This window comes from Variovorax sp. AB1(2024), assembly GCF_037482385.2.
GTDB lineage: Bacteria > Pseudomonadota > Gammaproteobacteria > Burkholderiales > Burkholderiaceae_C > Variovorax.
Window position 1 is genome coordinate 2,064,338 of sequence record NZ_JBBHKP020000001.1, and the last position, 20,374, is coordinate 2,084,711.

The 20,374-nt window shown below is 68.6% G+C and carries 18 protein-coding genes; 15 read left to right on the forward strand and 3 right to left on the reverse strand.

Annotation, left to right across the window (positions count from 1 at the left end; all coding sequences use genetic code 11):
* Positions 1–77: 77 nt before the first annotated feature.
* Positions 78–410, forward strand: coding sequence for a DUF805 domain-containing protein (locus WIX39_RS09625; RefSeq protein WP_081268493.1), 333 nt, complete (start codon positions 78–80; stop codon positions 408–410).
* 67 nt (positions 411–477) lie between these two features.
* Here the strand turns inward: WIX39_RS09625 and WIX39_RS09630 are convergent, their stop codons facing one another.
* Positions 478–1,527 (reverse strand): 4-hydroxythreonine-4-phosphate dehydrogenase PdxA, encoded by a 1,050-nt coding sequence (locus tag WIX39_RS09630; RefSeq protein ID WP_081268492.1) that lies wholly within the window; start codon positions 1,525–1,527, stop codon positions 478–480.
* Positions 1,528–1,565: 38 nt separating this feature from the next.
* Positions 1,566–2,549 (reverse strand): Bug family tripartite tricarboxylate transporter substrate binding protein, encoded by a 984-nt coding sequence (locus WIX39_RS09635; RefSeq protein WP_106935585.1) that lies wholly within the window; start codon positions 2,547–2,549, stop codon positions 1,566–1,568.
* Between the two features lie 93 nt (positions 2,550–2,642).
* Here WIX39_RS09635 and WIX39_RS09640 point away from each other — a divergent pair, with 93 nt between their 5' ends.
* From WIX39_RS09640 to WIX39_RS09705, 14 genes are all read left to right on the forward strand, one after another.
* The gene (locus WIX39_RS09640) at positions 2,643–3,572 is read left to right on the forward strand and encodes a LysR family transcriptional regulator (protein WP_199851947.1); all 930 of its coding nucleotides are present in this window, start codon (positions 2,643–2,645) and stop codon (positions 3,570–3,572) included.
* A 194-nt stretch (positions 3,573–3,766) separates the two neighbouring features.
* A complete protein-coding gene (locus tag WIX39_RS09645; RefSeq protein WP_106935584.1) occupies positions 3,767–5,077 on the forward strand; it encodes an ABC transporter substrate-binding protein in 1,311 nt (436 codons plus the stop codon).
* Positions 5,078–5,230: 153 nt separating this feature from the next.
* The gene (locus WIX39_RS09650; RefSeq protein ID WP_081268489.1) at positions 5,231–6,088 is read left to right on the forward strand and encodes a carbohydrate ABC transporter permease; all 858 of its coding nucleotides are present in this window, start codon (positions 5,231–5,233) and stop codon (positions 6,086–6,088) included.
* Between the two features lie 12 nt (positions 6,089–6,100).
* Positions 6,101–6,937, forward strand: coding sequence for a carbohydrate ABC transporter permease (locus WIX39_RS09655; RefSeq protein ID WP_106935583.1), 837 nt, complete (start codon positions 6,101–6,103; stop codon positions 6,935–6,937).
* A 170-nt stretch (positions 6,938–7,107) separates the two neighbouring features.
* Positions 7,108–8,148 carry an ABC transporter ATP-binding protein gene (locus tag WIX39_RS09660; RefSeq protein ID WP_106935582.1) on the forward strand — a complete coding sequence of 347 codons (1,041 nt, stop codon included), beginning with the start codon at positions 7,108–7,110 and terminating at the stop codon, positions 8,146–8,148.
* 85 nt (positions 8,149–8,233) lie between these two features.
* The gene (gene dalD, locus WIX39_RS09665) at positions 8,234–9,628 is read left to right on the forward strand and encodes a D-arabinitol 4-dehydrogenase (RefSeq protein ID WP_106937543.1); all 1,395 of its coding nucleotides are present in this window, start codon (positions 8,234–8,236) and stop codon (positions 9,626–9,628) included.
* The gene (locus tag WIX39_RS09670; RefSeq protein ID WP_106935581.1) at positions 9,625–10,413 is read left to right on the forward strand and encodes an L-iditol 2-dehydrogenase; all 789 of its coding nucleotides are present in this window, start codon (positions 9,625–9,627) and stop codon (positions 10,411–10,413) included. The genes dalD and WIX39_RS09670 overlap by 4 nt, the downstream gene beginning before the upstream one ends.
* 143 nt (positions 10,414–10,556) lie before the next feature.
* A complete protein-coding gene (locus WIX39_RS09675; RefSeq protein ID WP_106935580.1) occupies positions 10,557–11,228 on the forward strand; it encodes a transaldolase family protein in 672 nt (223 codons plus the stop codon).
* 30 nt (positions 11,229–11,258) lie between these two features.
* The gene (locus WIX39_RS09680) at positions 11,259–12,227 is read left to right on the forward strand and encodes a carbohydrate kinase family protein (protein ID WP_409194970.1); all 969 of its coding nucleotides are present in this window, start codon (positions 11,259–11,261) and stop codon (positions 12,225–12,227) included.
* Between the two features lie 11 nt (positions 12,228–12,238).
* Positions 12,239–13,195 carry an AraC family transcriptional regulator gene (locus WIX39_RS09685; RefSeq protein ID WP_081268082.1) on the forward strand — a complete coding sequence of 319 codons (957 nt, stop codon included), beginning with the start codon at positions 12,239–12,241 and terminating at the stop codon, positions 13,193–13,195.
* A 33-nt stretch (positions 13,196–13,228) separates the two neighbouring features.
* The gene (gene xylB, locus WIX39_RS09690) at positions 13,229–14,698 is read left to right on the forward strand and encodes a xylulokinase (protein WP_106935578.1); all 1,470 of its coding nucleotides are present in this window, start codon (positions 13,229–13,231) and stop codon (positions 14,696–14,698) included.
* 157 nt (positions 14,699–14,855) lie between these two features.
* A complete protein-coding gene (locus WIX39_RS09695; protein ID WP_106935577.1) occupies positions 14,856–16,106 on the forward strand; it encodes an arsenic transporter in 1,251 nt (416 codons plus the stop codon).
* Positions 16,107–16,127: 21 nt separating this feature from the next.
* A complete protein-coding gene (locus WIX39_RS09700) occupies positions 16,128–17,474 on the forward strand; it encodes an MFS transporter (RefSeq protein WP_106935576.1) in 1,347 nt (448 codons plus the stop codon).
* Positions 17,471–18,589 carry a metallophosphoesterase family protein gene (locus tag WIX39_RS09705; protein ID WP_106935575.1) on the forward strand — a complete coding sequence of 373 codons (1,119 nt, stop codon included), beginning with the start codon at positions 17,471–17,473 and terminating at the stop codon, positions 18,587–18,589. The genes WIX39_RS09700 and WIX39_RS09705 overlap by 4 nt, the downstream gene beginning before the upstream one ends.
* A 109-nt stretch (positions 18,590–18,698) precedes the next feature.
* On the opposite strand, the gene groL is transcribed toward WIX39_RS09705, so the two are convergent.
* Positions 18,699–20,351 carry a chaperonin GroEL gene (gene groL, locus WIX39_RS09710; protein WP_081268077.1) on the reverse strand — a complete coding sequence of 551 codons (1,653 nt, stop codon included), beginning with the start codon at positions 20,349–20,351 and terminating at the stop codon, positions 18,699–18,701.
* Between the last annotated feature and the right edge of the window lie 23 nt (positions 20,352–20,374).

Consider the following 20,374-nt stretch of genomic DNA (forward strand, 5'->3'; position numbering starts at 1 on the left):
GTATTTGTGGTTGAAAGATGCGCCGATATGATCGGCCCAGGGAAATTTCCCTGGGATCAATCAAGAGGAGCCGATAAATGGATTTTCAAACAGCGGTCAAGACCTGCTTCAACAAGTACGCCGACTTCACCGGCCGGGCCACGCGCTCGGAGTACTGGTGGTTCGTGCTTGCCGAGGTGGTCGTTCTCATCGTGGCGAGCCTTATCCACCAATACGTGTACGTGATCGCCGCGCTGGCCTTCCTGCTGCCCGCGCTGGCGGTGGGCGCGCGCCGCCTGCACGACATTGGCAAGAGCGGCTGGCTCCAGCTGCTGATGCTGATCCCGGTCATCAACCTCGTGCTGATCTATTTCTACGTGCAGCCGACGCAGCCGGAGCCCAACGCCCACGGTGCGCCGCCGGCCGCCTGAACATTGAAGCGGCGCCGTTAGGCGCCATGGTTTCCGAGGGCCGCGCAAGCGGCCCTTTTTGTTTGCCTCAGCCGGCCGGCACGCGCACCGGCGCGCCGCTGGCCATGCGCACGCACAGGTCGAAGGCCTGCTGCAGCCCCTCGATCTGCGCGATGCCCCGGCCCGCGATGTCGAAGGCGCTGCCGCTGGCCGACGTGGCCACCGGCACCGGCAGGCCGCCGTGCAGGGTCACGCCCTGCTCGAAGCCCATGAGCTTCATCGCGATCTGGCCCTGGTCGTGGTACATCGACACCACTGCGTCGACGTCGCCGCGCCGCGCGCCGATGAACACCGTGTCGGGAGAGAACGGGCCGCGCGCGTCGAAGCCTTCGGCGCGCAGTCGCTCGATGGCTGGCGCGATGATTTCGATTTCTTCCATGCCGATCGAGCCGCCGTCGCCCGCGTGCGGGTTGAGCCCCGTCACCGCGATGCGCGGATGCGCCACGCCCGAGCGGCGCAACGCGGCGGCGATGATCTTCACCGCGTCGCTCACGCCCTGCACGGTGATGTGGCTCGCCACGTCCTTCAGCGGAATGTGCGAGGTCACGCGCGAGGTCCAGAGCGAGCCGGTGAGGTTGAACTCGCAGACGAAGCCGGTGACGGCGAAGCGCTCCTGCATGTAGCGCAGCTCGTCCTCGTGCACCAGGCCGCCCAGGCGCAGCGAATGCTTGTTGAGCGGCGCGAACAGGATCGCGTCGGCCTGGCCGCGCCGCACGGCGGCGGTGGCCAGCTCCAGCGCCTCGAACGACGCCCGGCCCGATGGCTCGTTCGATTCGCCCAGCACCGGCTCCTGCCCCTGCATCCAGTCCTTCGCGAGCAGGGTGGGCCGGCCGTCCTCGAAGCGCAGCGTGTCGAGGCTGTCGGCCGTCAGCACATCGAGCTTCGCGCCCGCCACCCGCTCGCCGGCCGCGAGCACGACCGGGTCGGCGATCAGCAGCACGCGGGCCGCATCCAGGTTGCGCTGGCGCGCCAGCAGCTTCACGGCCATTTCGGGGCCGATGCCGCTCGGGTCGCCGAGCAGCACGGCGATGCGGGGCTTGGCGAGTGTCACGCCGGGGGTTGGGGATGGGGTGGGCATGTTGTCGGATGCGTTGTGGAAAAAAGGTAGCGGCCGGCTCACTCGGCCTTGATGTTGGCTTCGCGCACGAGCTGGCCGTAGTGCTCGAACTCCTGCCGGTTCATGGCCGCGAAGGGCTCGCCCGTCAGGCCGCCGGGTTCGCCGCCCAGCGCCTTGATGCGCGCCTGCACGTCGGCCAGCTTCAGCGTGCGGCCGAGTTCGGCGCTCAGCCGCTCGACCGCGGGACGCGGCGTACCGGCCGTCACGTACAGGCCGTACCAGGTGGACACGTCGGCGCCCTTGATGCCCTGCTCGGCCAGCGTGGGCACGTCGGGCAACTCGGGCGAGCGCTGGGGCGCGCTCACGGCCAGCGCGCGGAACTTGCCGGCCTTGATCTGGCCCATGGCCGAGGAGGTGCTGTCGAACATCATGTCGACCTCGCCCGCGATGATGTCGACGTGCGCCTGCGAGCTGCCCTTGTAGGGCACGTGGATCGACTTCATGCCGGTGGACAGGTTGAAGGCCTCGCCGCCCACGTGCTGCGTGCTGCCGATGCCTGAAGAGGCGTACTTGAAGCCGCCCGGCTTGGCAGCCATGGCCGCCACGAGATCCTTCACCGACCTGTAGGGCGAGCTGGCCGACACCACCAGCACGTTGGGCATCACCGCCACCAGCCCGATGGGTTGCAGGTCCTTGAGCGGGTCGTACTTGAGCTTGAGGATGTGGGGCGCCACCGCCTGTGCGGTGTTGGTGGCCAGCAGCAGGGTGGCGCCGTCGGCCGGCGCGCGGGCCGTGAGTTCGCCCGCGATGGTGTTCGAGGCGCCGGGGCGGTTCTCGACCACCACCGTCTGCTTGAGGGTCTGCGAGAACTTGTCGGCCAGCACGCGCGCCAGGATGTCGGTGCCGCCACCGGGCGAGGCGCCGACCATGATGCGCATCGGCTTGTCGGGGTAGGGCGCCTGCGCAACGGCCGTGAGCGGCGCCATCGGGGCCAGCAGGGCCGCCGCGAGCCCCGCCGCGCGGGCCAGCAAAGAAAGCTTCATCGGGTTGTCTCCAGCATGTTATGGCGCCGAGCGTACGGAGCTTCGGGTTTGCGATCCAATCGAAAAAGCCGGGGAATCCATATACTTTTGTGCATGACTCCCGGCCTCACAGACGCTTCGCTGATGCTCCATGTGCGGCCACGCCAGCTGCTCCTGCTGGCCCGGCTCGACACCCACAGGCACCTCGGCCGCGCGGCGGAGGCCATGAACATCAGCCAGCCGGCGGCCACCAAGCTGCTGCAGCAGCTGGAAGACTCGCTCGGCGAACGGCTCTTCGAGCGCCTTGCGCGCGGCATGGAGCCGACGCCCTACGGCCAGATCCTGATCCGCTATGCCCACCGCGTGCTCAGCGACTTCGGCACCGCCCGCGAGGAGATGCTGGCGCTGCGCTCCGGCCTGAGCGGCGCGCTGCGCGTGGGCAGCGTGCCGGGCGCGGTGCCCGAGCTGCTGGCGCCGGCGCTGGTGGAGTACCACCGGCGCCATCCGCAGGTGGCCGTGTCGGTGGTGGTCGAGACCAGCGACGTGATCCAGGCGCAGCTGGAGCAGGGCGACGTCGACCTCGTGCTGGGCCGGCTCACCGACGGGCACGACGAGGCCAGGTACGCGAGCGTGCCGCTGCTGGGCGAGTCGCAGGTGGTGGTGGTGCGCGCCGGGCATCCGGTGTTCGAGCGCGCCAACCTCACGCTGGCGGACATGGCGCACTGGTCGTGGGTGCTGCAGCCGCCGGGTTCGCCGCAGCGCGGGCGCTTCGAGGCGGCGATGCGCGAGGCCGGCATCCGGGCGCGGCTGGACATCATCGAAACGGCATCGCCGATCGCCATCACGGCGCTGCTCGAGAACTCCGACATGGCGGCCGTGATGCCCGCCTCGCAGGCCGGCCACTACGCCCGGCTGGGCGTGCTGCGCACCGTGCCGATCGAGCTGCCGGTGCGCGTGCCGCCCATCTGCCTCATCACCCGCGAGGGCCGGCCGCTGTCGCCGGCGGCGGTGCAGTTCCGGCGCCAGCTGCTCGGCGGCGTGTGAGGCGGTGTGTTTGAGGCCTTTGGACCGCCCCGTATGCATGCTGTATTGCGCTGACTAGGGAATCTCCCAGTCAACTGGTGCATGAAAGTACCAGTGCCGACATTCGAAGTACCAAAGCCGCAGGCGCGCTTCTCCAGAATTCCCGGCACGGCGACCCGACAACAACAGGGCGTCGCTCACCTCTAGGAGACAACATGAAGCGTTTTCTGAAAGCGGGCTTCGTCCTCGCACTCATCGGCACGGGCGTCGTTTCCCAGGCCGCCACCGAACTCGTGATCGCGACCGTCAACAACGGCCACATGATCGAGATGCAGAAGCTCACGCCCTTCTTCGAGAAGGCCAACCCCGACATCAAGCTCAAGTGGGTCACGCTGGAAGAAGGCACGCTGCGCCAGCGCGTGACCACCGACATCGCCACCAAGGGCGGCCAGTTCGACGTGATGACCATCGGCCTGTACGAGGCGCCGATCTGGTCGAAGAAGGGCTGGCTCAAGCCCATCGCCACCGATGCCGCCTACGACATCGACGACCTGCTGCCGGCCATCCGCAACGGCCTGTCCTACGAGGGCAAGCTCTACGCGGCCCCGTTCTACGGCGAGAGCTCCATGCTCATGTACCGCAAGGACCTGGCCGACAAGGTGGGCGTGAAGTTCGCCGACCAGCCGACCTGGGCGCAGGTCAAGGAGTTCGCCGACAAGGCCAACGACCCCAAGAACGGCGTGTACGGCATGTGCCTGCGCGGCAAGCCGGGCTGGGGCGACAACATGGCCTTCCTGACCACGCTGGTCAACACCAACGGCGGCCAGTGGTTCGACATGCAGTGGAAGCCGCAGGTCGACACCAAGCCCTGGAAGGATGCGATCACCTTCTACGTCGACATGATGAAGAAGGACGGCCCTCCGGGCGCCTCGGCCAACAGCTTCAACGAGAACTTGGCGCTCTTCAATGAAGGCAAGTGCGCGGCCTGGGTGGACGCCACCATCGCGGCTTCGTTCATCAGCGACCCGAAGCAGTCGAAGGTGGCCGACAAGGTGGCCTTCGCGCAGGCACCGACCGCCGTCACGCCCAAGGGCGCCAACTGGCTGTGGTCGTGGAACCTCGCGATTCCCGCCAGCTCGACCAAGGACGACGCGGCGCAGAAGTTCATCAAGTGGGCCACTTCCAAGGACTACATCAACCTGGTGGCCAAGGAAACCGGCTGGGCCTCGGTGCCGACCGGCACGCGCAAGTCGACCTACGCGAACCCCGAGTTCCAGAAGGTCGCGAAGTTCGCCGAAGCCGAGAAGAAGGCCATCGACAGCGCCAACCTGACCGACAGCACGCTGCCCAAGTCGCCGTACGTCGGCGTGCAGTACGCGGCGATTCCCGAGTTCCAGGCCATCGGCGTGGCGGTGGGGCAGCAGATGAGCGCGGCGCTGTCGGGCAAGGTCACGGTGGACCAGGCGCTGAAGACCTCGCAGACGGCGGCGGAACGCGAGATGAAGAAGGCGGGCTACTACAAGTAAGCCAAGCCGGGCTTGCTCCCTCCCCCGCTGGGGGAGGGTCGGGGTGGGGGCACGCGGCGCTCGCGACAACGCCGCGCCTGAACAGGGGCAGCCCCCATCCCAGCCTTCCCCCAAAGGGGGAAGGAGCCAGAGACAACAAGAAGGGACTTGCCCATGAAAAGACTCCTGCCCCGCGCCCTCATGGCGCCCGCGGTGCTCACGCTCTTCCTCTGGATGATCGTGCCGCTGCTGATGACGTTGTACTTCTCGTTCGTCAACTACAACCTCATGCAGCCCGGCGAGCGCACGTTCGCGGGCATCGAGAACTTTCACTACTTCGTCACCGACCCCGACTTCTGGCCCGCCACATGGAACACGCTGCTGCTGATCGGCAGCGTGATCGTCATCACCGTGGTGCTGGGCGTATTGCTCGCGCTGCTGGTGAACGAGCCCTTCCCCGGGCGCGGCATCGTGCGGGTGCTGCTGATCTCGCCGTTCTTCGTCATGCCCGCGGTCAACGCGCTGCTGTGGAAGCACATGATGATGAACCCCATCTACGGCGTGCTGGCCGACCTGTGGCGCTTCTTCGGTGCGCAGCCGGTGGACTGGCTCACCGACTTCCCGCTGCTGTCGGTGATCATCATGGTGGCCTGGCAGTGGCTGCCCTTCGCCTGCCTGATCTTCATCACCTCGCTGCAGTCGCTCGACCGCGAGCAGATGGAGGCCGCGCGCATGGACGGCGCGAGCCCGGTGCAGCGCTTCTTCTATCTCACCATTCCGCACCTCGGCCGCCCGATGGCGGTGGTGATCATGATCGAGATGATCTTCCTGCTCAGCGTGTTCGCGGAGATCGCCATCACCACCAATGGCGGCCCGGGCAACGCGAGCACGAACATGACCTACATGATCTTCAAGCAGTCGCTCATGAACTTCGACGTGGGCGTGGCTTCGGCCGGCGCCCTGTTCGCGGTGGTGCTGGCGAACATAGTTGCCGTGTTCCTCATCCGGATCATCGGCAAGAACCTCGACTGAGGCGCACACGTCATGCAACAACAACAAGCCCCCAGCAACTTCCTGCCGCAGGCCATTCGCACCGTGGGCGCGTGGGCCGTCGCGCTGCTGCTGTTCTTTCCGCTCGGCTGGCTGTTCCTCACAGCCTTCAAGACGGAACTGCAGGCCATCCACGTGCCGCCGCTCTTCATCTTCGAGCCCACGCTCGACAACTTCGGCGAGGTGCAGCGCCGCAGCGACTACCTGCTGTATGCGCGCAACTCGCTCATCACCAGCCTGGGCTCGACCGTCATCGGCCTGCTGATCGCGGCGCCGGCGGCGTATTCGATGGCGTTCTTTCGCACGAAGAGAACGCGCGACATCCTGATGTGGATGCTCTCCACCAAGATGATGCCGGCCGTGGGCGCGCTGGTGCCGATCTACGTGCTGGCGCAGACCGCCGGCATGCTCGACTCGCTGCCCGCGCTGACCATCGTGTTCACGCTGTCGAACCTGCCGATCATGGTGTGGATGCTCTACAGCGCCTACAAGGACATTCCCAACGAGATCCTGGAGGCCGCGCGCATGGACGGCGCCAGCCTGTGGACCGAGTTCCGCCACGTGGTGCTGCCGCTGTCAGTGGGCGGGCTCGCATCGACCGGGCTGCTGTGCCTGGTGCTGAGCTGGAACGAAGCCTTCTGGGCGCTCAACCTCACCTCGGCCAAGGCCGGCACGCTGGCCACGCTGATTGCCTCGTACTCCAGCCCCGAGGGCCTGTTCTGGGCCAAGCTGTCGGCCGCCTCGCTGATGGCCATCGCGCCCATCGTGGTGTTCGGCTGGTTCAGCCAGAAGCAGCTCGTCCAAGGCCTGACCTTCGGTGCCGTGAAATGAACACCACCCCCAGTCTTCGCGCACTTCGTGTCGCTTCGCCAACCCCCTCGCGGGGGCGCCGCCAGCGGCCCGGCAAAGCCGGTTCCGCGGCAGCTCCCGGATTGCGCTGCGCGCTCTCAAGCGCTCTGGGCACCTCGTTTGCCCGCTCACAAAACATCAAGGAGTCGTGAATGGCCTACCTGGAACTCAAGAACATCAAGAAGAGCTTTGGTGACATCCACATCATCAAGGGCGTCGACCTGCAGATAAAGAAGGGCGAGTTCATCGTCTTCGTCGGGCCCTCGGGCTGCGGCAAGTCGACGCTGCTGCGGCTGATTGCCGGGCTGGAGCCCATCACCAGCGGCAACCTGCTGCTCGACGGCAAGGACATCACCTGGACGCCTTCGGGCAAGCGCGACCTGGCGATGGTGTTCCAGAGCTACGCGCTGTATCCGCACATGAGCGTGTACGACAACATGTCGTTCGCGCTGAAGCTGGCGGGCGTGCCGAAGGACGAGATCAAGACCAAGGTCGAGTACGCGGCCAAGACGCTCAATCTCACGCAGTACCTCGACCGCACGCCCAAGGACCTCTCGGGCGGCCAGCGCCAGCGTGTGGCCATCGGCCGCGCCATCGTGCGCGCGCCCAAGGTCTTCCTGTTCGACGAGCCGCTGTCGAACCTCGACGCGGCGCTGCGCGGCAACACGCGGGTGGAAATCCACAAGCTGCACCGCGCGCTCGGCGCCACCACCATCTACGTCACGCACGACCAGGTGGAGGCCATGACGCTGGCCGACCGCGTGGTGGTGCTCAAGGACGGGCTGATCGAGCAGGTCGGCACGCCGCTGGAGCTGTACGACCACCCGGCCAACCAGTTCGTCGCGCAGTTCATCGGCATGCCGTCGATGAACATGGTGGCGGCCAATGCCATTCCCAGTTTCTCGGCCGCCACCGGCGGCAGGCTGCCGAGCGACGGCTTCCTGGGCGTGCGGCCGGAAGGCCTGCGCGTGCATCCGAAGCAGGGCGCGCCGGTGAGCGACGTGCAGGGCCGCGTCGAGCTGATCGAGGCGCTGGGCGCCGACACGCTGATCCACGTCGACGTGGGCGGCGTGCCGCTGATCGCGCGGCAGAACGACCGCACGCCGCTGCAGGCCGGCGACGACGTGGCCGTGGAGCTCGATCCGTCGGTGCTGCACCTGTTCAACCGCGAAGGCCGCTCGGTCGGCGCGTGATCGATTCCAGATTTCTTCCAACGCCTTTTCAACGGACATTCCCGTGACCATCGCGCAAATTCCACCGGCTCCCACGGAGTTCACGGTGCTTCATCTCGGCCTGGGCTCGTTCCATCGGGCCCACCAGGCGGTGTACCTGCAGCGGCTGATCGACGCGGGCGACACCCGCTGGTCGCTGTCGGGCGCCAACATCCGGCCGGATATGGCCGACATCGTCGCGGCGCTGCAGGCGCAGGGCGGGCGCTACACGCTCGAGACCGTGTCGCCCGCGGGCGAATACCGCTACGAGCAGATCGACGCCATCCGCGAGGTGCTGCCGTGGGAGCGCTCGCTGGCGAACGTGGTCGCGCGCGGCGCGGCGCCGTCGACCCGCATCGTGTCCTTCACCGTGACCGAGGCCGGCTACTACCTCGACAACAAGGGCAGGCTGGACCTGTCGTTCAGCGACCTCGCGGCCGATGTGGAACGCGCGCGCAAGGGCGAGGCCGGCGGCGACAACGTGACCATCTACGGCGCGGTCTGCGCCATCCTGCGCGCGCGCAAGGCGGCCGATGCCGGCGCCGTGACGCTGCTGAACTGCGACAACCTGCGCCACAACGGCGAGCGCTTTCGCGCCGGGCTGCTGGAGTTCATCGAACTCGCGGGCGACGCCGGCCTGCTGGCCTGGGTGAACGCGAACACGCGCTGTCCGAACGCGATGGTCGACCGCATCACGCCGCGCCCGCCGCCCGAGCTGCGCGCGCGCGTCAAGGCGGCCACTGGGCGCGACGACCCGGCGGCCATCACCGGCGAGAGCTTCATCCAGTGGGTCGTCGAGGACGACTTCGCGGCCGGCCGGCCCGACTGGGGCCGCGTGGGCGTGGAGCTGGTCGAGTCGGTGCAGCCGTACGAAGAGGCCAAGATCCGCATCCTCAACGCCACGCACAGCTGCATTGCCTGGGCGGGCACGCTGGTCGGGCTCGGCTTCATCCACGAAGGCACGCACGACGCGGCCATCCGCAGGATGGCCTTCGACTACGTCACCGACGACGTCATTCCGTGCCTGACTCCCAGCCCCATCGACCTCGCGGCCTATCGCGACGTGGTGCTCGACCGCTTCGGCAACCCCGCCATCCGCGACACCAACCAGCGCGTGGCGGCGGACGGCTTCTCGAAGATTCCCGGCTTCATCGCCCCGACGGTGCGCGAGCGGCTGGCGGCGGGCCAGGGCATCGACAGCGTGGCGATGCTGCCCGCGCTGTTCCTGGCCTTCCTGCAGCGCTGGCACCAGGGTGCGCTGCCCTACGCCTACCAGGACCAGGGCATGGACGAAGCGGTGGCGCATGCAATCTGCGATGCGGCCGACCCGTTTGCTGCGCTGTGCGCCGATGCGGGGCTGTGGGGCAACATCGCCGGCGACGCCCGGCTGGTCGACGCGGTGCGCCGCGCCGACGAGCGCGTTGCGCGCTTCGTCGCAGAAAAAACAGGGAGCAAGCCATGAACGCCCGCCTTCAAGACCGTCATGTGCTGCTGACCGGCGCGGGAGGCGGCATCGGCCTGGCCGTGGCGCAAGCCTGCATCGCCGAGGGCGCGCGCTGCACGGTGGTCGACCGCGCCACCGCCGCGCCCGACGCGGTGCGCGCGCTGCAGCAAAAGCAGCCGGGCAAGCTTGCCTACATCGCTGCCGACGTGACCGACACCGCCGCCATCACCCACATGCTGGCGCAGGCGCAGGTCGCCTTCGGGCCGGTGCACACGCTGTTCAACAACGCCGCGGTGTTCGACCTCGCGCCGCTGCTGGACAGCGACGAGGCGTCGTTCGACAAGCTGTTCGCGGTCAATGTGAAGGGCATGTTCTTCGTGATGCAGGCGGTGCTGCGGCACATGGTGGAAGCGGGCACGCAGGGCGCTTCGGTCATCAACATGGCCTCGCAGGCCGGACGCCGGGGCGAGGCGCTGGTGTCGCACTACTGCGCGACCAAGGCGGCGGTCATCAGCTACACGCAGAGCGCCGCGCTGGCGATGGCGCCGCACGGCATACGTGTCAATGGCATTGCGCCCGGTGTGGTCGATACGCCGATGTGGGACCATGTCGACAGCCTGTTCGCCAAGGCCGAGGGCCTGCCGCCCGGAGAGAAGAAGCGGCAGGTCGGGCTGGCGGTGCCGCTCGGCCGCATGGGCGTGCCGGAAGACATCACGGGGGCGGCGGTGTTCCTGGCCAGCGACGAGGCGCGCTACATCACGGCGCAGACCTTGAATGTCGATGGCGGTAATGTCATGTCTTGAGCTGGGTTGTCGATGAGATCGGTTTTTGTTTTTCATGGGCTTTGTTCGTGGGGCGCTCACGCCGGCGGGGGACATTCGCGGAGGGGAGTACCCGGTGCCCTGCGCACTCACCCCGAAACAGCTCGCCCCACAGGAAGCAACAAATGATTGAAGACTTCCACCTGTACCTCGACAGCGCCGACCTGGCCGAGATACAGACCTGCCTGCCCCACCCGGTGGTGCACGGCGTGACGACCAACCCGACGCTGCTCAAGCGCGCGGGCGTCGGCCGCGCTGCCGTGCCCGGACTGCTCGCGCGCTGCATCGAACTGGGCGCGCGCCAAGTGCAGGCGCAGGTCTGTTCCGAACACGTCGACGGCATGCTCGAAGACGCGCAAGCCTTGTTGCCGCACTTCGACCGCGGCCAACTCGTCATCAAGATCCCCGCCACGCGGCAGGGCCTGGACGCCGGCGCGCGGCTCATCGCGCAGGGCGTGCCCGTCACCTGGACCGCCGTGTACGCGCCCGAGCAGGCCCACTTCGCGGCGCAGCTGGGCGCGGCCTATGCGGCGCCGTACCTCGGCCGGCTGGAAGACGCGGGCATCGACGGCCTGGCGCTGATCGCGCAGATGCAGTCGCTGGTCGCGCGGCGGCCGGCCTCGGGTACGCGGCTGCTGGTGGCCAGCATCCGGTCGCGCGAGGCGTATCTTTCGCTGCTGGGGCTCGGCGTGGGCGCCATCACCATTCCGCCGCGGCTGTTTGCCGAACTGCTCGACCATTCCGCGACACTGTCCGCCGAGCGCGGCTTCCTGGCCGATGCGCGCACCTTGCCCTGACCGACGACACCGAATCCCGACCCGCACACCATGCGCATTGCACTCACGGGCGAAGCCCTGATCGATTTCACCGCCGGCGAGGCGGGCACCCTGGCATTCCTGGGCCATGAAGGCGGCTCGCCGCTGAACACCGCCGTGGCCTGCGCGCGGCTCGGGCAGCCGACCGGCTTTCTCACGCAGCTGTCGACCGACCTGTTCGGCGAACGGCTGATGGGCTTCCTGCAGAAGAACAGCGTGGACACCAGCTTCATCCTGCGCAGCGGCGCGCCATCGACGCTGGCCTTCGTCGAACGCACGCCGCAGACCAACCGCTACGCCTTCTACACGCAGGGCAGCGCCGACGCCACCTGGGCGCCCGAGCCGCTGCCGCAGCTGCCGCCGGAGTGCCGCTTCCTGCATTTCGGGTCGATCTCGCTGCTGCAGGACCCGGCCGCCACGCGCATCGCCGACCTCGTCGCCGCGAACCGGGGGCGGCGCGTGGTCGTGTTCGACCCCAACGTGCGGCCCAGCCTGATCACCGACATGGCCGCCTACCGCAAGCGCGTGGCCGGCTGGTTCGGCATGGCCGACCTGGTCAAGCTGAGCGACGAGGACGCGGCGCTGCTCGCGCCCGGCCAGCCGGTGGACGCGCTGGCCGCCGACTGCCTCGCGGCCGGCGCGCGCGCGGTGATCGTCACGCGCGGCGGCGACGGCGCCACGCTCTGGCGCGCGGGTCGCGCGCCGGTCACGGTGGCCGCGCCGCGCGTCGAGGTGGTCGACACCATCGGCGCGGGCGACACCTTCACGGCGGGGCTGTCGGTCTCGCTGCTGGCGCACGGCGTCGAGCGGCCGGAGCAGCTCGGCGAGCTGGGCGACGACGCATGGCGCGAGGTGATGGCCTTCGCCGCCACCGCCGCCGCCCTCAACTGCACCCGCGAGGGTGCCGATCCACCCACGCTGGAGGCGGTTCACGCCGCGCTGGCGAAGGAAGAAAATACGGCTGTTGCTTCCCGGTCCTGAACCGTGCCGCCATGACGACGTCCACACGCAAACGCTCGGTCCCCCGCCAGCGCCAACCCGAGCTGGAACGCGACTTCGCGCGCTCCCCCTCGCTGGGCTACGAGGCGCCCGAAGAAACCGGCCTGGTGCGCTGCCTGGCGCACGGCTTCCCCAGCCCGCTGGTGCGATGGCACTTCCATGAAGACTACGAGCTGCACCTGATCACCGAGACATCGGGCAAGGCCTTCATCGGCGACTGGATCGGGCCGTTCCAGCCCGGGCACCTGGTGCTGTGCGGGCCGCGCCTGCCGCACAACTGGATCTCGCTGGACGTGCCCGAAGGCGGCGCGGCGGGGCGCGACCGGGTGATCCAGTTCCGCCACGAACCCATCGAGAGCGCGGCCGCCGGCATTCCGGAACTGCGCGAGGTGATGCAGCTGCTGGAGCGCGCGCGCCACGGCATCGAGTTCTTCGGCATGTCGCAGCAGGCACAGGCGCACTGGGACCGCATCAAGGCCGCGCGCGGCGTGCGGCGCCTGGGCCTGTTCCTCGACTTCATGGCCGATCTCTCCCAATGCACCGACTATCGGCTGCTGTCGAGCGTGCAGATGCAGGGCGCGCAGGGCGCGGACGGCGACGCGCAGGTCGACCAGATCAACGGCATCGTCAACCGCATCACCAACAACATGGCGGACCCGATCTCGATGTCCGACGTGGCGGCCGAACTGGGCATGAGCGAAAGCCGCTTCAGCCGCTTCTTCAGGCGCTCCACCGGCAACAGCTTCACCGACTTCGTCAACCGCGTGCGCATCAACAGCGCCTGCCACCTGCTGATGCAGACCGACCACTACGTGACCGACATCTGCTACCAGGTGGGTTTCAACAACGTGGCCAACTTCAACCGGCGCTTTCTCGAGATCAAGGGCATGACGCCCAGCGAATTCCGCCGCCAGGCCGACACGCGCTTCGGCGGCGGCATCTCTTCCTAAGCTTGCCACCAAGCACGAAACCAGGGGGTCATCTTGTATCTTGGACTCGACCTCGGCACGTCCGAGCTCAAGGCGCTGCTGCTCGCCGACGATCACCGCATCGTGGGCGTGGCGCGCGCGCCGCTCACGGTCCAGAGGCCGCATCCGCTGTGGTCGGAGCAGGCGCCGGCCCAGTGGTGGCAGGCGCTCGAGCAGGTCATGGCGCAGTTGCGAGAGGCGCACGGCGAGGCGTTGTCGGCGGTGCGCGCCATCGGCCTGTCGGGGCAGATGCACGGCGCCACGCTGCTCGATGCGGCCGGCGAGGTGCTGCGGCCCGCGATCCTGTGGAACGACGGCCGCAGCGGCGCGCAGTGCGAAGCGCTCACGCGCGCCGTGCCGCGGCTCGGCGACATCGCGGGCAACCTCGCGATGCCGGGCTTCACCGCGCCCAAGCTGCTGTGGGTGCGCGAGCATGAGCCCGAACTCTTTGCCCGCGTGGCGCGCGTGCTGCTGCCGAAGGACTGGCTGCGCTTCATGCTCAGCGGCGAGGCGGTCAGCGAGATGTCCGACGCGGCCGGCACGCTGTGGCTCGACGTGGGTGCGCGCGACTGGTCCGACGAACTGCTCGCCGCCACCGGGCTGACGCGCGCGCACATGCCGCGGCTGGTCGAAGGCAGCGAGGTTTCGGCGCTGCTCAAGCCCGAACTCGCGGCGCGCTGGGGCATGCCGGGCGGCGTGAAGATCGCGGGCGGTGCCGGCGACAACGCCGCCAGCGCGGTCGGCATGGGGCTGGTCGAGCCGGGGCAGGGCTTCGTTTCGCTGGGTACTTCAGGCGTGGTGTTCGTGTCGACCGACCGCTTCCTGCCGAACCCGGCGCAGGCGATGCACGCCTTCTGCCATGCGCTGCCGAAGCGCTGGCACCAGATGTCGGTGATGCTCTCCGCCGCGAGCGCGGTGAGCTGGGCCGCGAAGGCTTTCAAGTTTGCCGACGAGGCCGCGCTGCTCGAAGCGGCGGCATTGGTGCCGTCGGCGCAACGCGAGCGGTGCCCGCTGTTCCTGCCGTACCTGTCGGGCGAACGCTCGCCGCACAACAACCCCGATGCCCAGGGCGTGCTCTTCGGGCTCACGCATGCACACGGGCCGGCGGAAATCGCCTACGCCGTGGTCGAGGGCGTGAGCTTCGGCCTGCGCGACGGCCTCGACACCCTGCGGCTGCCCGAGGGCGCGCTGGCCCTGGTCGGTGGCGGCGCGCGCAGCGCCTGGTGGTCGCAGCTGCTGGCCGACATCCTCGAAGTGCCGCTCACGCTTGGCGAAGGCGGTGAAGCCGGCGGTGCGCTGGGCGCGGCGCGACTGGCCTGGCTGGCCGATGGCGGCACGCTGGAGGCGGTGTGCACGCCGCCCGCGGTGCGCCAGCGCTTCGAGCCCCGGACCGCCGGCGCCGAAGGCCATCGCGCGCGGCATGCGCGCTTTCGCGCGCTGTATCTGTCGCTGCGCCATAGCTTCCAATTGCTGAGCGCAGGCTGACTCTTCGGGCCTGCCACATCGATCGCGCACAGCGACTGCGCCAAGGTGCGCCCGCTGGCCGCGCCGCACTGCGACATTGGCCGACAGGACGCGTGCGTCCGGTCGCCCAGACTCCGCCTCGCCTGTCACACAAACAACCCATCGCGAGGCGTTTGCAATGTCGAGTCATCTGTCCCTCTGGAGCCTCACGGCGGCCGTGACGGCCGGCGTGCTGCTTCGCCCCTTCAACTGGCCGGAGGCGGTGTGGGCGGTCACGGGCGGCGTGCTGGCGGTGGCGCTGGGCCTGCTGCCGCTGTCGGACGCGCTCACCGCCGTCGGCAAGGGCACTGACGTCTACCTGTTCCTGATCGGCATGATGCTGCTGTCGGAAACGGCACGCCGCCAAGGCCTGTTCGACTGGGTCGCAAGCCATGCGGTCCGGCAGGCGAAGGGCTCGCGCAGCCGCCTGTTCCTGCTGGTCTATCTGGTCGGCGTGGTGGTCACCGCCTTCCTTTCGAACGACGCCGCCGCGGTGGTGCTCACGCCGGCCGTCTTCGCCGCCGCGCGCCAGGCCCGCGCGCCGGCGTTGCCTTATCTGTTCATCTGCGCCTTCGTCGCCAACGCGGCGAGCTTCGTGCTGCCGATCTCCAACCCCGCCAACCTGGTGCTCTACGGCGAGCACATGCCGGCGCTGTGGCCCTGGCTCCTGCATTTCACGCTGCCCTCGGTGCTGGCCATCGGGAGCACTTTCCTGGTGTTGCGCTTCACCCAGCGGCGCGAGCTGGCGGGCGGCTGCGAGGTACCGTCGCGGATGGCGCCGCTATCGAGCGGAGGGCGCACCGCGCTGGCCGGCCTGATCGCCACCGCCGTGGTGCTGATGGCCGTATCGGCCATGGACTGGTCGCTCGGCCTGCCGACCTGCGTGATGGGCGTGCTCACCGCTGCCGTGGTGCTGCTGCGTGACCGTTCCAGTCCGCTGCCGCTGCTGCGCGAGGTGTCCTGGACGGTGCTGCCGCTGGTGGCGGGCCTGTTCGTGCTGGTCGAGGCGATCTCCAGGACCGGGCTGACCGAGCGGCTGGCGCAGTGGCTCATGGCGGGCGCGCAGCACGGCGAACGCGCCACGGGGGCCATCGCCGGGACGCTGCTGGCCTTCGGCTCGAACCTGGTCAACAACCTGCCGGCCGGCCTGCTGGCCAGCACCATGGTGCAGCAGGCCCACCCGCCCGCCTCCATCGTCGATGCGCTGCTGATCGGTGTCGATCTCGGCCCCAATCTCTCGATCACCGGTTCGCTCGCCACCATCCTCTGGCTCATCGCGATTCGCCGCGAAGGCGAGGACGTGGGCTTCGTGCGCTTCCTGAAGGTCGGCGTGCTCGTGATGCCGCCGGCCCTGTGCCTGGCGCTGGGCGCACGGCTGTTGACGGCTTGAGTTTTTCAAGGAGACCTCACCATGTCCACCTCGACTCTCGCCGCACCCGGCGCACCATCCGGCGCACCCCCCGGCGTCGGCAACCCCGGCAACGATGGCGATGCCGACCGCAAGCGCGCCACGCGCGCGCTGTGCTCGCTCAACTTCTTCATGGCCGACATGCAGGCCGGCATCGGGCCGTTCCTCGGCGTGTTCCTGCAGCAGCGCGGCTGGCAGACCGGCGCCATCGGCTCGGTGATGACCGCCGGCGGCATCGCCGGGATGCTGATGACGGTGCCGGCAGGCGCCTTCATCGACAGCACCACGCGCAAGCGGCTGGTCGTCGTCGTCACCGGCATCTGCACCGTGCTGGCTTCGTTCCTGATCCTGTGGTCGCAGGCCTGGATCGTCGTCACCACCAGCCAGATCGCCACGGCGATCGCCGGTGCGGCCATCGGTCCGGCAGTCGCCGGCATGACGCTGGGCATCGTGCGCCAGCGCGGCTTCAATGCGCAGAACGGCCGCAACCAGGCCTGGAACCACGCCGGCAACATGATCGGCGCCGGCCTGTCGGGCTGGCTCGGCTACAGGTACGGCATGCCGGCCATCTTCTTCCTCGCGGCGGCCTTCGGCGTGTTCGCGATCGCGTCGGTGCTGGCGATTCCCGGGCGCGTGATCGACCATCGCGCGGCGCGCGGCCTGGAAGACGAGGAGGGCGACAGGAAGGACGGCGAACCCGGGCAGGCCCAGGGCTTTCGCACGCTGCTGCACAACCGGCCGATGCTCATCCTGGCCGCCGCGCTGGCCTGCTTCCACCTCGGCAACGGCGCGATGCTGCCGCTCTACGGCCTGGCCGTGGTCGGTGCCGGGAAGGGCGATCCGGCCGCCTTCACGGCGCTCACCGTGGTGGTCGCGCAGGGCGTGATGATCGTCACCGCGCTGATCGCGATGCGCATGGCGGCCGGGCGCGGCTACTGGCTGGTGATGCTGGTCTCCTTCATTGCGCTGCCGGTGCGCGGCCTGCTGGCCGGCAGCTTCATCGAGTCGTGGGGTGTGTGGCCGGTGCAGGCGCTCGACGGCATCGGCGCCGGGCTGCAGAGCGTGGCGGTGCCGGGGCTGGTGGCCTGCCTGCTCAACGGCACCGGCCGCGTCAACGTCGGCCAGGGCGCGGTGATGACGGTGCAGGGCCTGGGCGCGAGCCTTTCGCCAGCCATCGGCGGCTGGCTGGCCCAGCTCTTCGGCTACCAGCTGGCCTTCTATGTGCTGGGCGGCTTCGCGCTGGTCTCGGTGGCGCTGTGGGTCGGCTTCGGCGCGCTGCTGATGCCGGCCTGTGCGGGCGCGGGCGGCGAGGCGGCTCGCGGTGCCGAACGCAGGAGGGCCGGCGCATGACTTCCTCCATCTACTGGCTCCACGTCGGCGACCTGCACATGGACGAGGCCGACGACTGGGCCGCGCTGCCGCGGCTGCGGCAGATCGTGCAGGAGGCCAACGCACATGCCGCCGATGCCGCCTTCGTCTACCTGCCGGGCGACAACGCCAACCACGCCATCGCAGCGCAGTACGCGGCGATCGTGCAGGCGCTGAGCCCGCTGACGCTGCCCTGGCGGGCGATCCCCGGTGATCACGACTTCGAGGGCGGCAGCCTGGCGACCTACGAGGCTTCCTTCGCGCCGGCGCAGCGGCCGGAGTGCGAAGTCTTCGGCGGTCATCGCTGCATCTTTCTGGATGTGGTGAGCGCGGGCCAGGGCGGCCCCGACTTCCGGCTCAGCGCGCACCACCTGCATCGGGCCACCCGCGAACTCGCGCGGGCGCAGGCCGAAGGGCAGACGCCGCTGGTATTCATGCACACCTTTCCGGGCGACATGGCGGACGGTGGCGAGCAACTGGCGCGCCTGTTCGCCGATGCCCGGGTCGCTTTCGTCGATACCGGCCACACGCACTACAACGAGCTGCTCAACGACGGCTGGGTGGTCTACGGCGCCACGCGCTCCACCGCGCAGATCGAGGAGGACGACGGCCGGCCGGGCTTCTCGCTCGTGTGCGTGCACGACTCGGTGCCGAGCGTGCGGTTCCGCCGCATCGGCCAACCCTGGCCGCACGTGCAGATCGTGAGCCCCTGCGATGTGCGCCTGCTCACCCGCGTGACCGACCCGCGCCAGGTGCCGCGGCCCGGCACGCTGCAGGTCGTGGCACGGCGCATCGGCCACGCCACGGCGCCGATGGAGGTGTCCTTGGACGCGGGCGCACCGTCTCCCATGCAGGACGCGGGCGCCGGCCTCTGGCAGGCCAGCCTGGAGGGTGTCGGTGCCGGCCTGCACCGAGTCGTCGTCGCATGCGGCGAGGCGCGTGACAGCGTCGAGGTGCTGGTCAGGCCGGTGGACGACCTGCCCCGGCGCCACCAGCTGGTCGCGCCGGGCCATGCTTGCCACACCATCGGAGCCTGGGCGCCCGCGGGCATGGACGGCACGCAGCGCGGACCCAACCGCAACGGCGGCGGCTGGTAGGCGGGCGCGCGGCCCCGCGGGCAAAAAAAAAGAGCCGGGCATGCCCGGCTCTTCTTGTTGCTCGACGGATCGAGCGGCTCGGCCGGGAAAGTGTTCCCGGCCTTCGGGCTTACATGCCCATGCCGCCCATGCCGCCCATGCCACCCATGTCGGGCATGCCGCCGCCGGCAGGAGCGTCGTCCTTCGGAGCGTCAGCCACCATGGCTTCGGTCGTCAGCAGCAGCGAGGACACCGAAGCGGCGTTCTGCAGTGCGGTGCGGGTGACCTTCGTCGGGTCCAGGATGCCCAGCTCGAGCATGTCGCCGTACGTGTCGTTGGCGGCATTGAAGCCGTAGTTGCCCTTGCCGGCCAGAACCGCGTTCACCACCACCGAGGCTTCGCCGCCGGCGTTGTTCACGATTTCGCGCAGGGGGGCTTCGATGGCCTTCAGCACCAGCTTGATGCCGGCGTCCTGGTCGGCGTTGTCGCCCTTGACGCGGTCGCCCACGGCTTGCTTGGCACGCAGCAGAGCCACGCCGCCACCAGCAACCACGCCTTCTTCCACTGCGGCGCGGGTAGCGTGCAGGGCGTCTTCGACGCGAGCCTTCTTTTCCTTCATTTCGACTTCGGTGGCGGCGCCGACCTTGATCACGGCAACACCGCCGGCCAGCTTGGCCACGCGCTCTTGCAGCTTTTCACGGTCGTAGTCGCTCGTGGCTTCTTCGATCTGCACGCGCACTTGCTTCACGCGGGCTTCGATGTCGGCAGCAGCGCCGGCGCCGTCGATGATGATGGTGTTTTCCTTGCCCACTTCGATGCGCTTGGCCTGGCCCAGGTCGGCCAGCGTCACCTTTTCGAGCGTCAGGCCCACTTCTTCAGCGATGACCTTGCCGCCCGTCAGGATGGCGATGTCTTCCAGCATGGCCTTGCGGCGGTCGCCGAAGCCAGGAGCCTTGACGGCCACGACCTTCAGGATGCCGCGGATCGTGTTCACGACCAGCGTAGCCAGGGCTTCGCCTTCGACTTCTTCGGCAATGATCAGCAGCGGACGGCCGGCCTTGGCGACTTGTTCCAGCGTGGGGAGCAGGTCACGGATGTTGCTGATCTTCTTGTCGAACAGCAGCACGAAGGGGTTGTCCAACAGCGCCGATTGCTTCTCGGGGTTGTTGATGAAGTAGGGCGACAGGTAGCCGCGGTCGAACTGCATGCCTTCGACGACGTCCAGTTCGCTTTCGAGCGACTTGCCGTCTTCGACGGTGATCACGCCTTCCTTGCCGACCTTGTCCATCGCGTCGGCGATGAGCTTGCCGATGGTTTCGTCGCTGTTGGCCGAGATCGAGCCGACTTGAGCGATTTCCTTCGACGTGGTGGTGGGCTTCGAAGCCTTCTTCAGCTCTTCGACCAGGGCCGTCACGGCCTTGTCGATGCCGCGCTTCAGGTCCATCGGGTTGATGCCTGCGGCCACGTACTTGAAGCCTTCGCGAACGATGGCTTGAGCCAGCACGGTAGCGGTCGTGGTGCCGTCACCAGCGTTGTCGCTGGTCTTGGAGGCCACTTCCTTCACGAGCTGGGCGCCCATGTTCTGCAGCTTGTCCTTGAGTTCGATTTCCTTGGCGACCGACACACCGTCCTTGGTGACGGTGGGGGCGCCGAACGAGCGCTCGAGCACCACGTTGCGGCCCTTGGGGCCCAGGGTGACCTTGACTGCGTTGGCCAGGATGTTCACACCCTCGACCATGCGTGCGCGGGCTTCACCGCCGAAGACTACGTCTTTTGCTGCCATGTTTTATTACTCCGAATGGGATG

Coding starts and splice junctions, on each gene's coding strand:
- WIX39_RS09655 (WP_106935583.1), top strand. CDS start 6,101: ATGCAACAACAACAAGCCCCCAGCAACTTCCTGCCGCAGGCCATTCGC.
- WIX39_RS09670 (WP_106935581.1), top strand. CDS start 9,625: ATGAACGCCCGCCTTCAAGACCGTCATGTGCTGCTGACCGGCGCGGGA.
- WIX39_RS09630 (WP_081268492.1), bottom strand. CDS start 1,527: ATGCCCACCCCATCCCCAACCCCCGGCGTGACACTCGCCAAGCCCCGC.
- WIX39_RS09685 (WP_081268082.1), top strand. CDS start 12,239: ATGACGACGTCCACACGCAAACGCTCGGTCCCCCGCCAGCGCCAACCC.
- WIX39_RS09680 (WP_409194970.1), top strand. CDS start 11,259: ATGCGCATTGCACTCACGGGCGAAGCCCTGATCGATTTCACCGCCGGC.
- WIX39_RS09705 (WP_106935575.1), top strand. CDS start 17,471: ATGACTTCCTCCATCTACTGGCTCCACGTCGGCGACCTGCACATGGAC.
- WIX39_RS09640 (WP_199851947.1), top strand. CDS start 2,643: ATGACTCCCGGCCTCACAGACGCTTCGCTGATGCTCCATGTGCGGCCA.
- WIX39_RS09660 (WP_106935582.1), top strand. CDS start 7,108: ATGGCCTACCTGGAACTCAAGAACATCAAGAAGAGCTTTGGTGACATC.
- WIX39_RS09650 (WP_081268489.1), top strand. CDS start 5,231: ATGAAAAGACTCCTGCCCCGCGCCCTCATGGCGCCCGCGGTGCTCACG.
- WIX39_RS09635 (WP_106935585.1), bottom strand. CDS start 2,549: ATGAAGCTTTCTTTGCTGGCCCGCGCGGCGGGGCTCGCGGCGGCCCTG.
- WIX39_RS09625 (WP_081268493.1), top strand. CDS start 78: ATGGATTTTCAAACAGCGGTCAAGACCTGCTTCAACAAGTACGCCGAC.
- WIX39_RS09700 (WP_106935576.1), top strand. CDS start 16,128: ATGTCCACCTCGACTCTCGCCGCACCCGGCGCACCATCCGGCGCACCC.
- groL (WP_081268077.1), bottom strand. CDS start 20,351: ATGGCAGCAAAAGACGTAGTCTTCGGCGGTGAAGCCCGCGCACGCATG.
- WIX39_RS09675 (WP_106935580.1), top strand. CDS start 10,557: ATGATTGAAGACTTCCACCTGTACCTCGACAGCGCCGACCTGGCCGAG.
- WIX39_RS09645 (WP_106935584.1), top strand. CDS start 3,767: ATGAAGCGTTTTCTGAAAGCGGGCTTCGTCCTCGCACTCATCGGCACG.
- WIX39_RS09695 (WP_106935577.1), top strand. CDS start 14,856: ATGTCGAGTCATCTGTCCCTCTGGAGCCTCACGGCGGCCGTGACGGCC.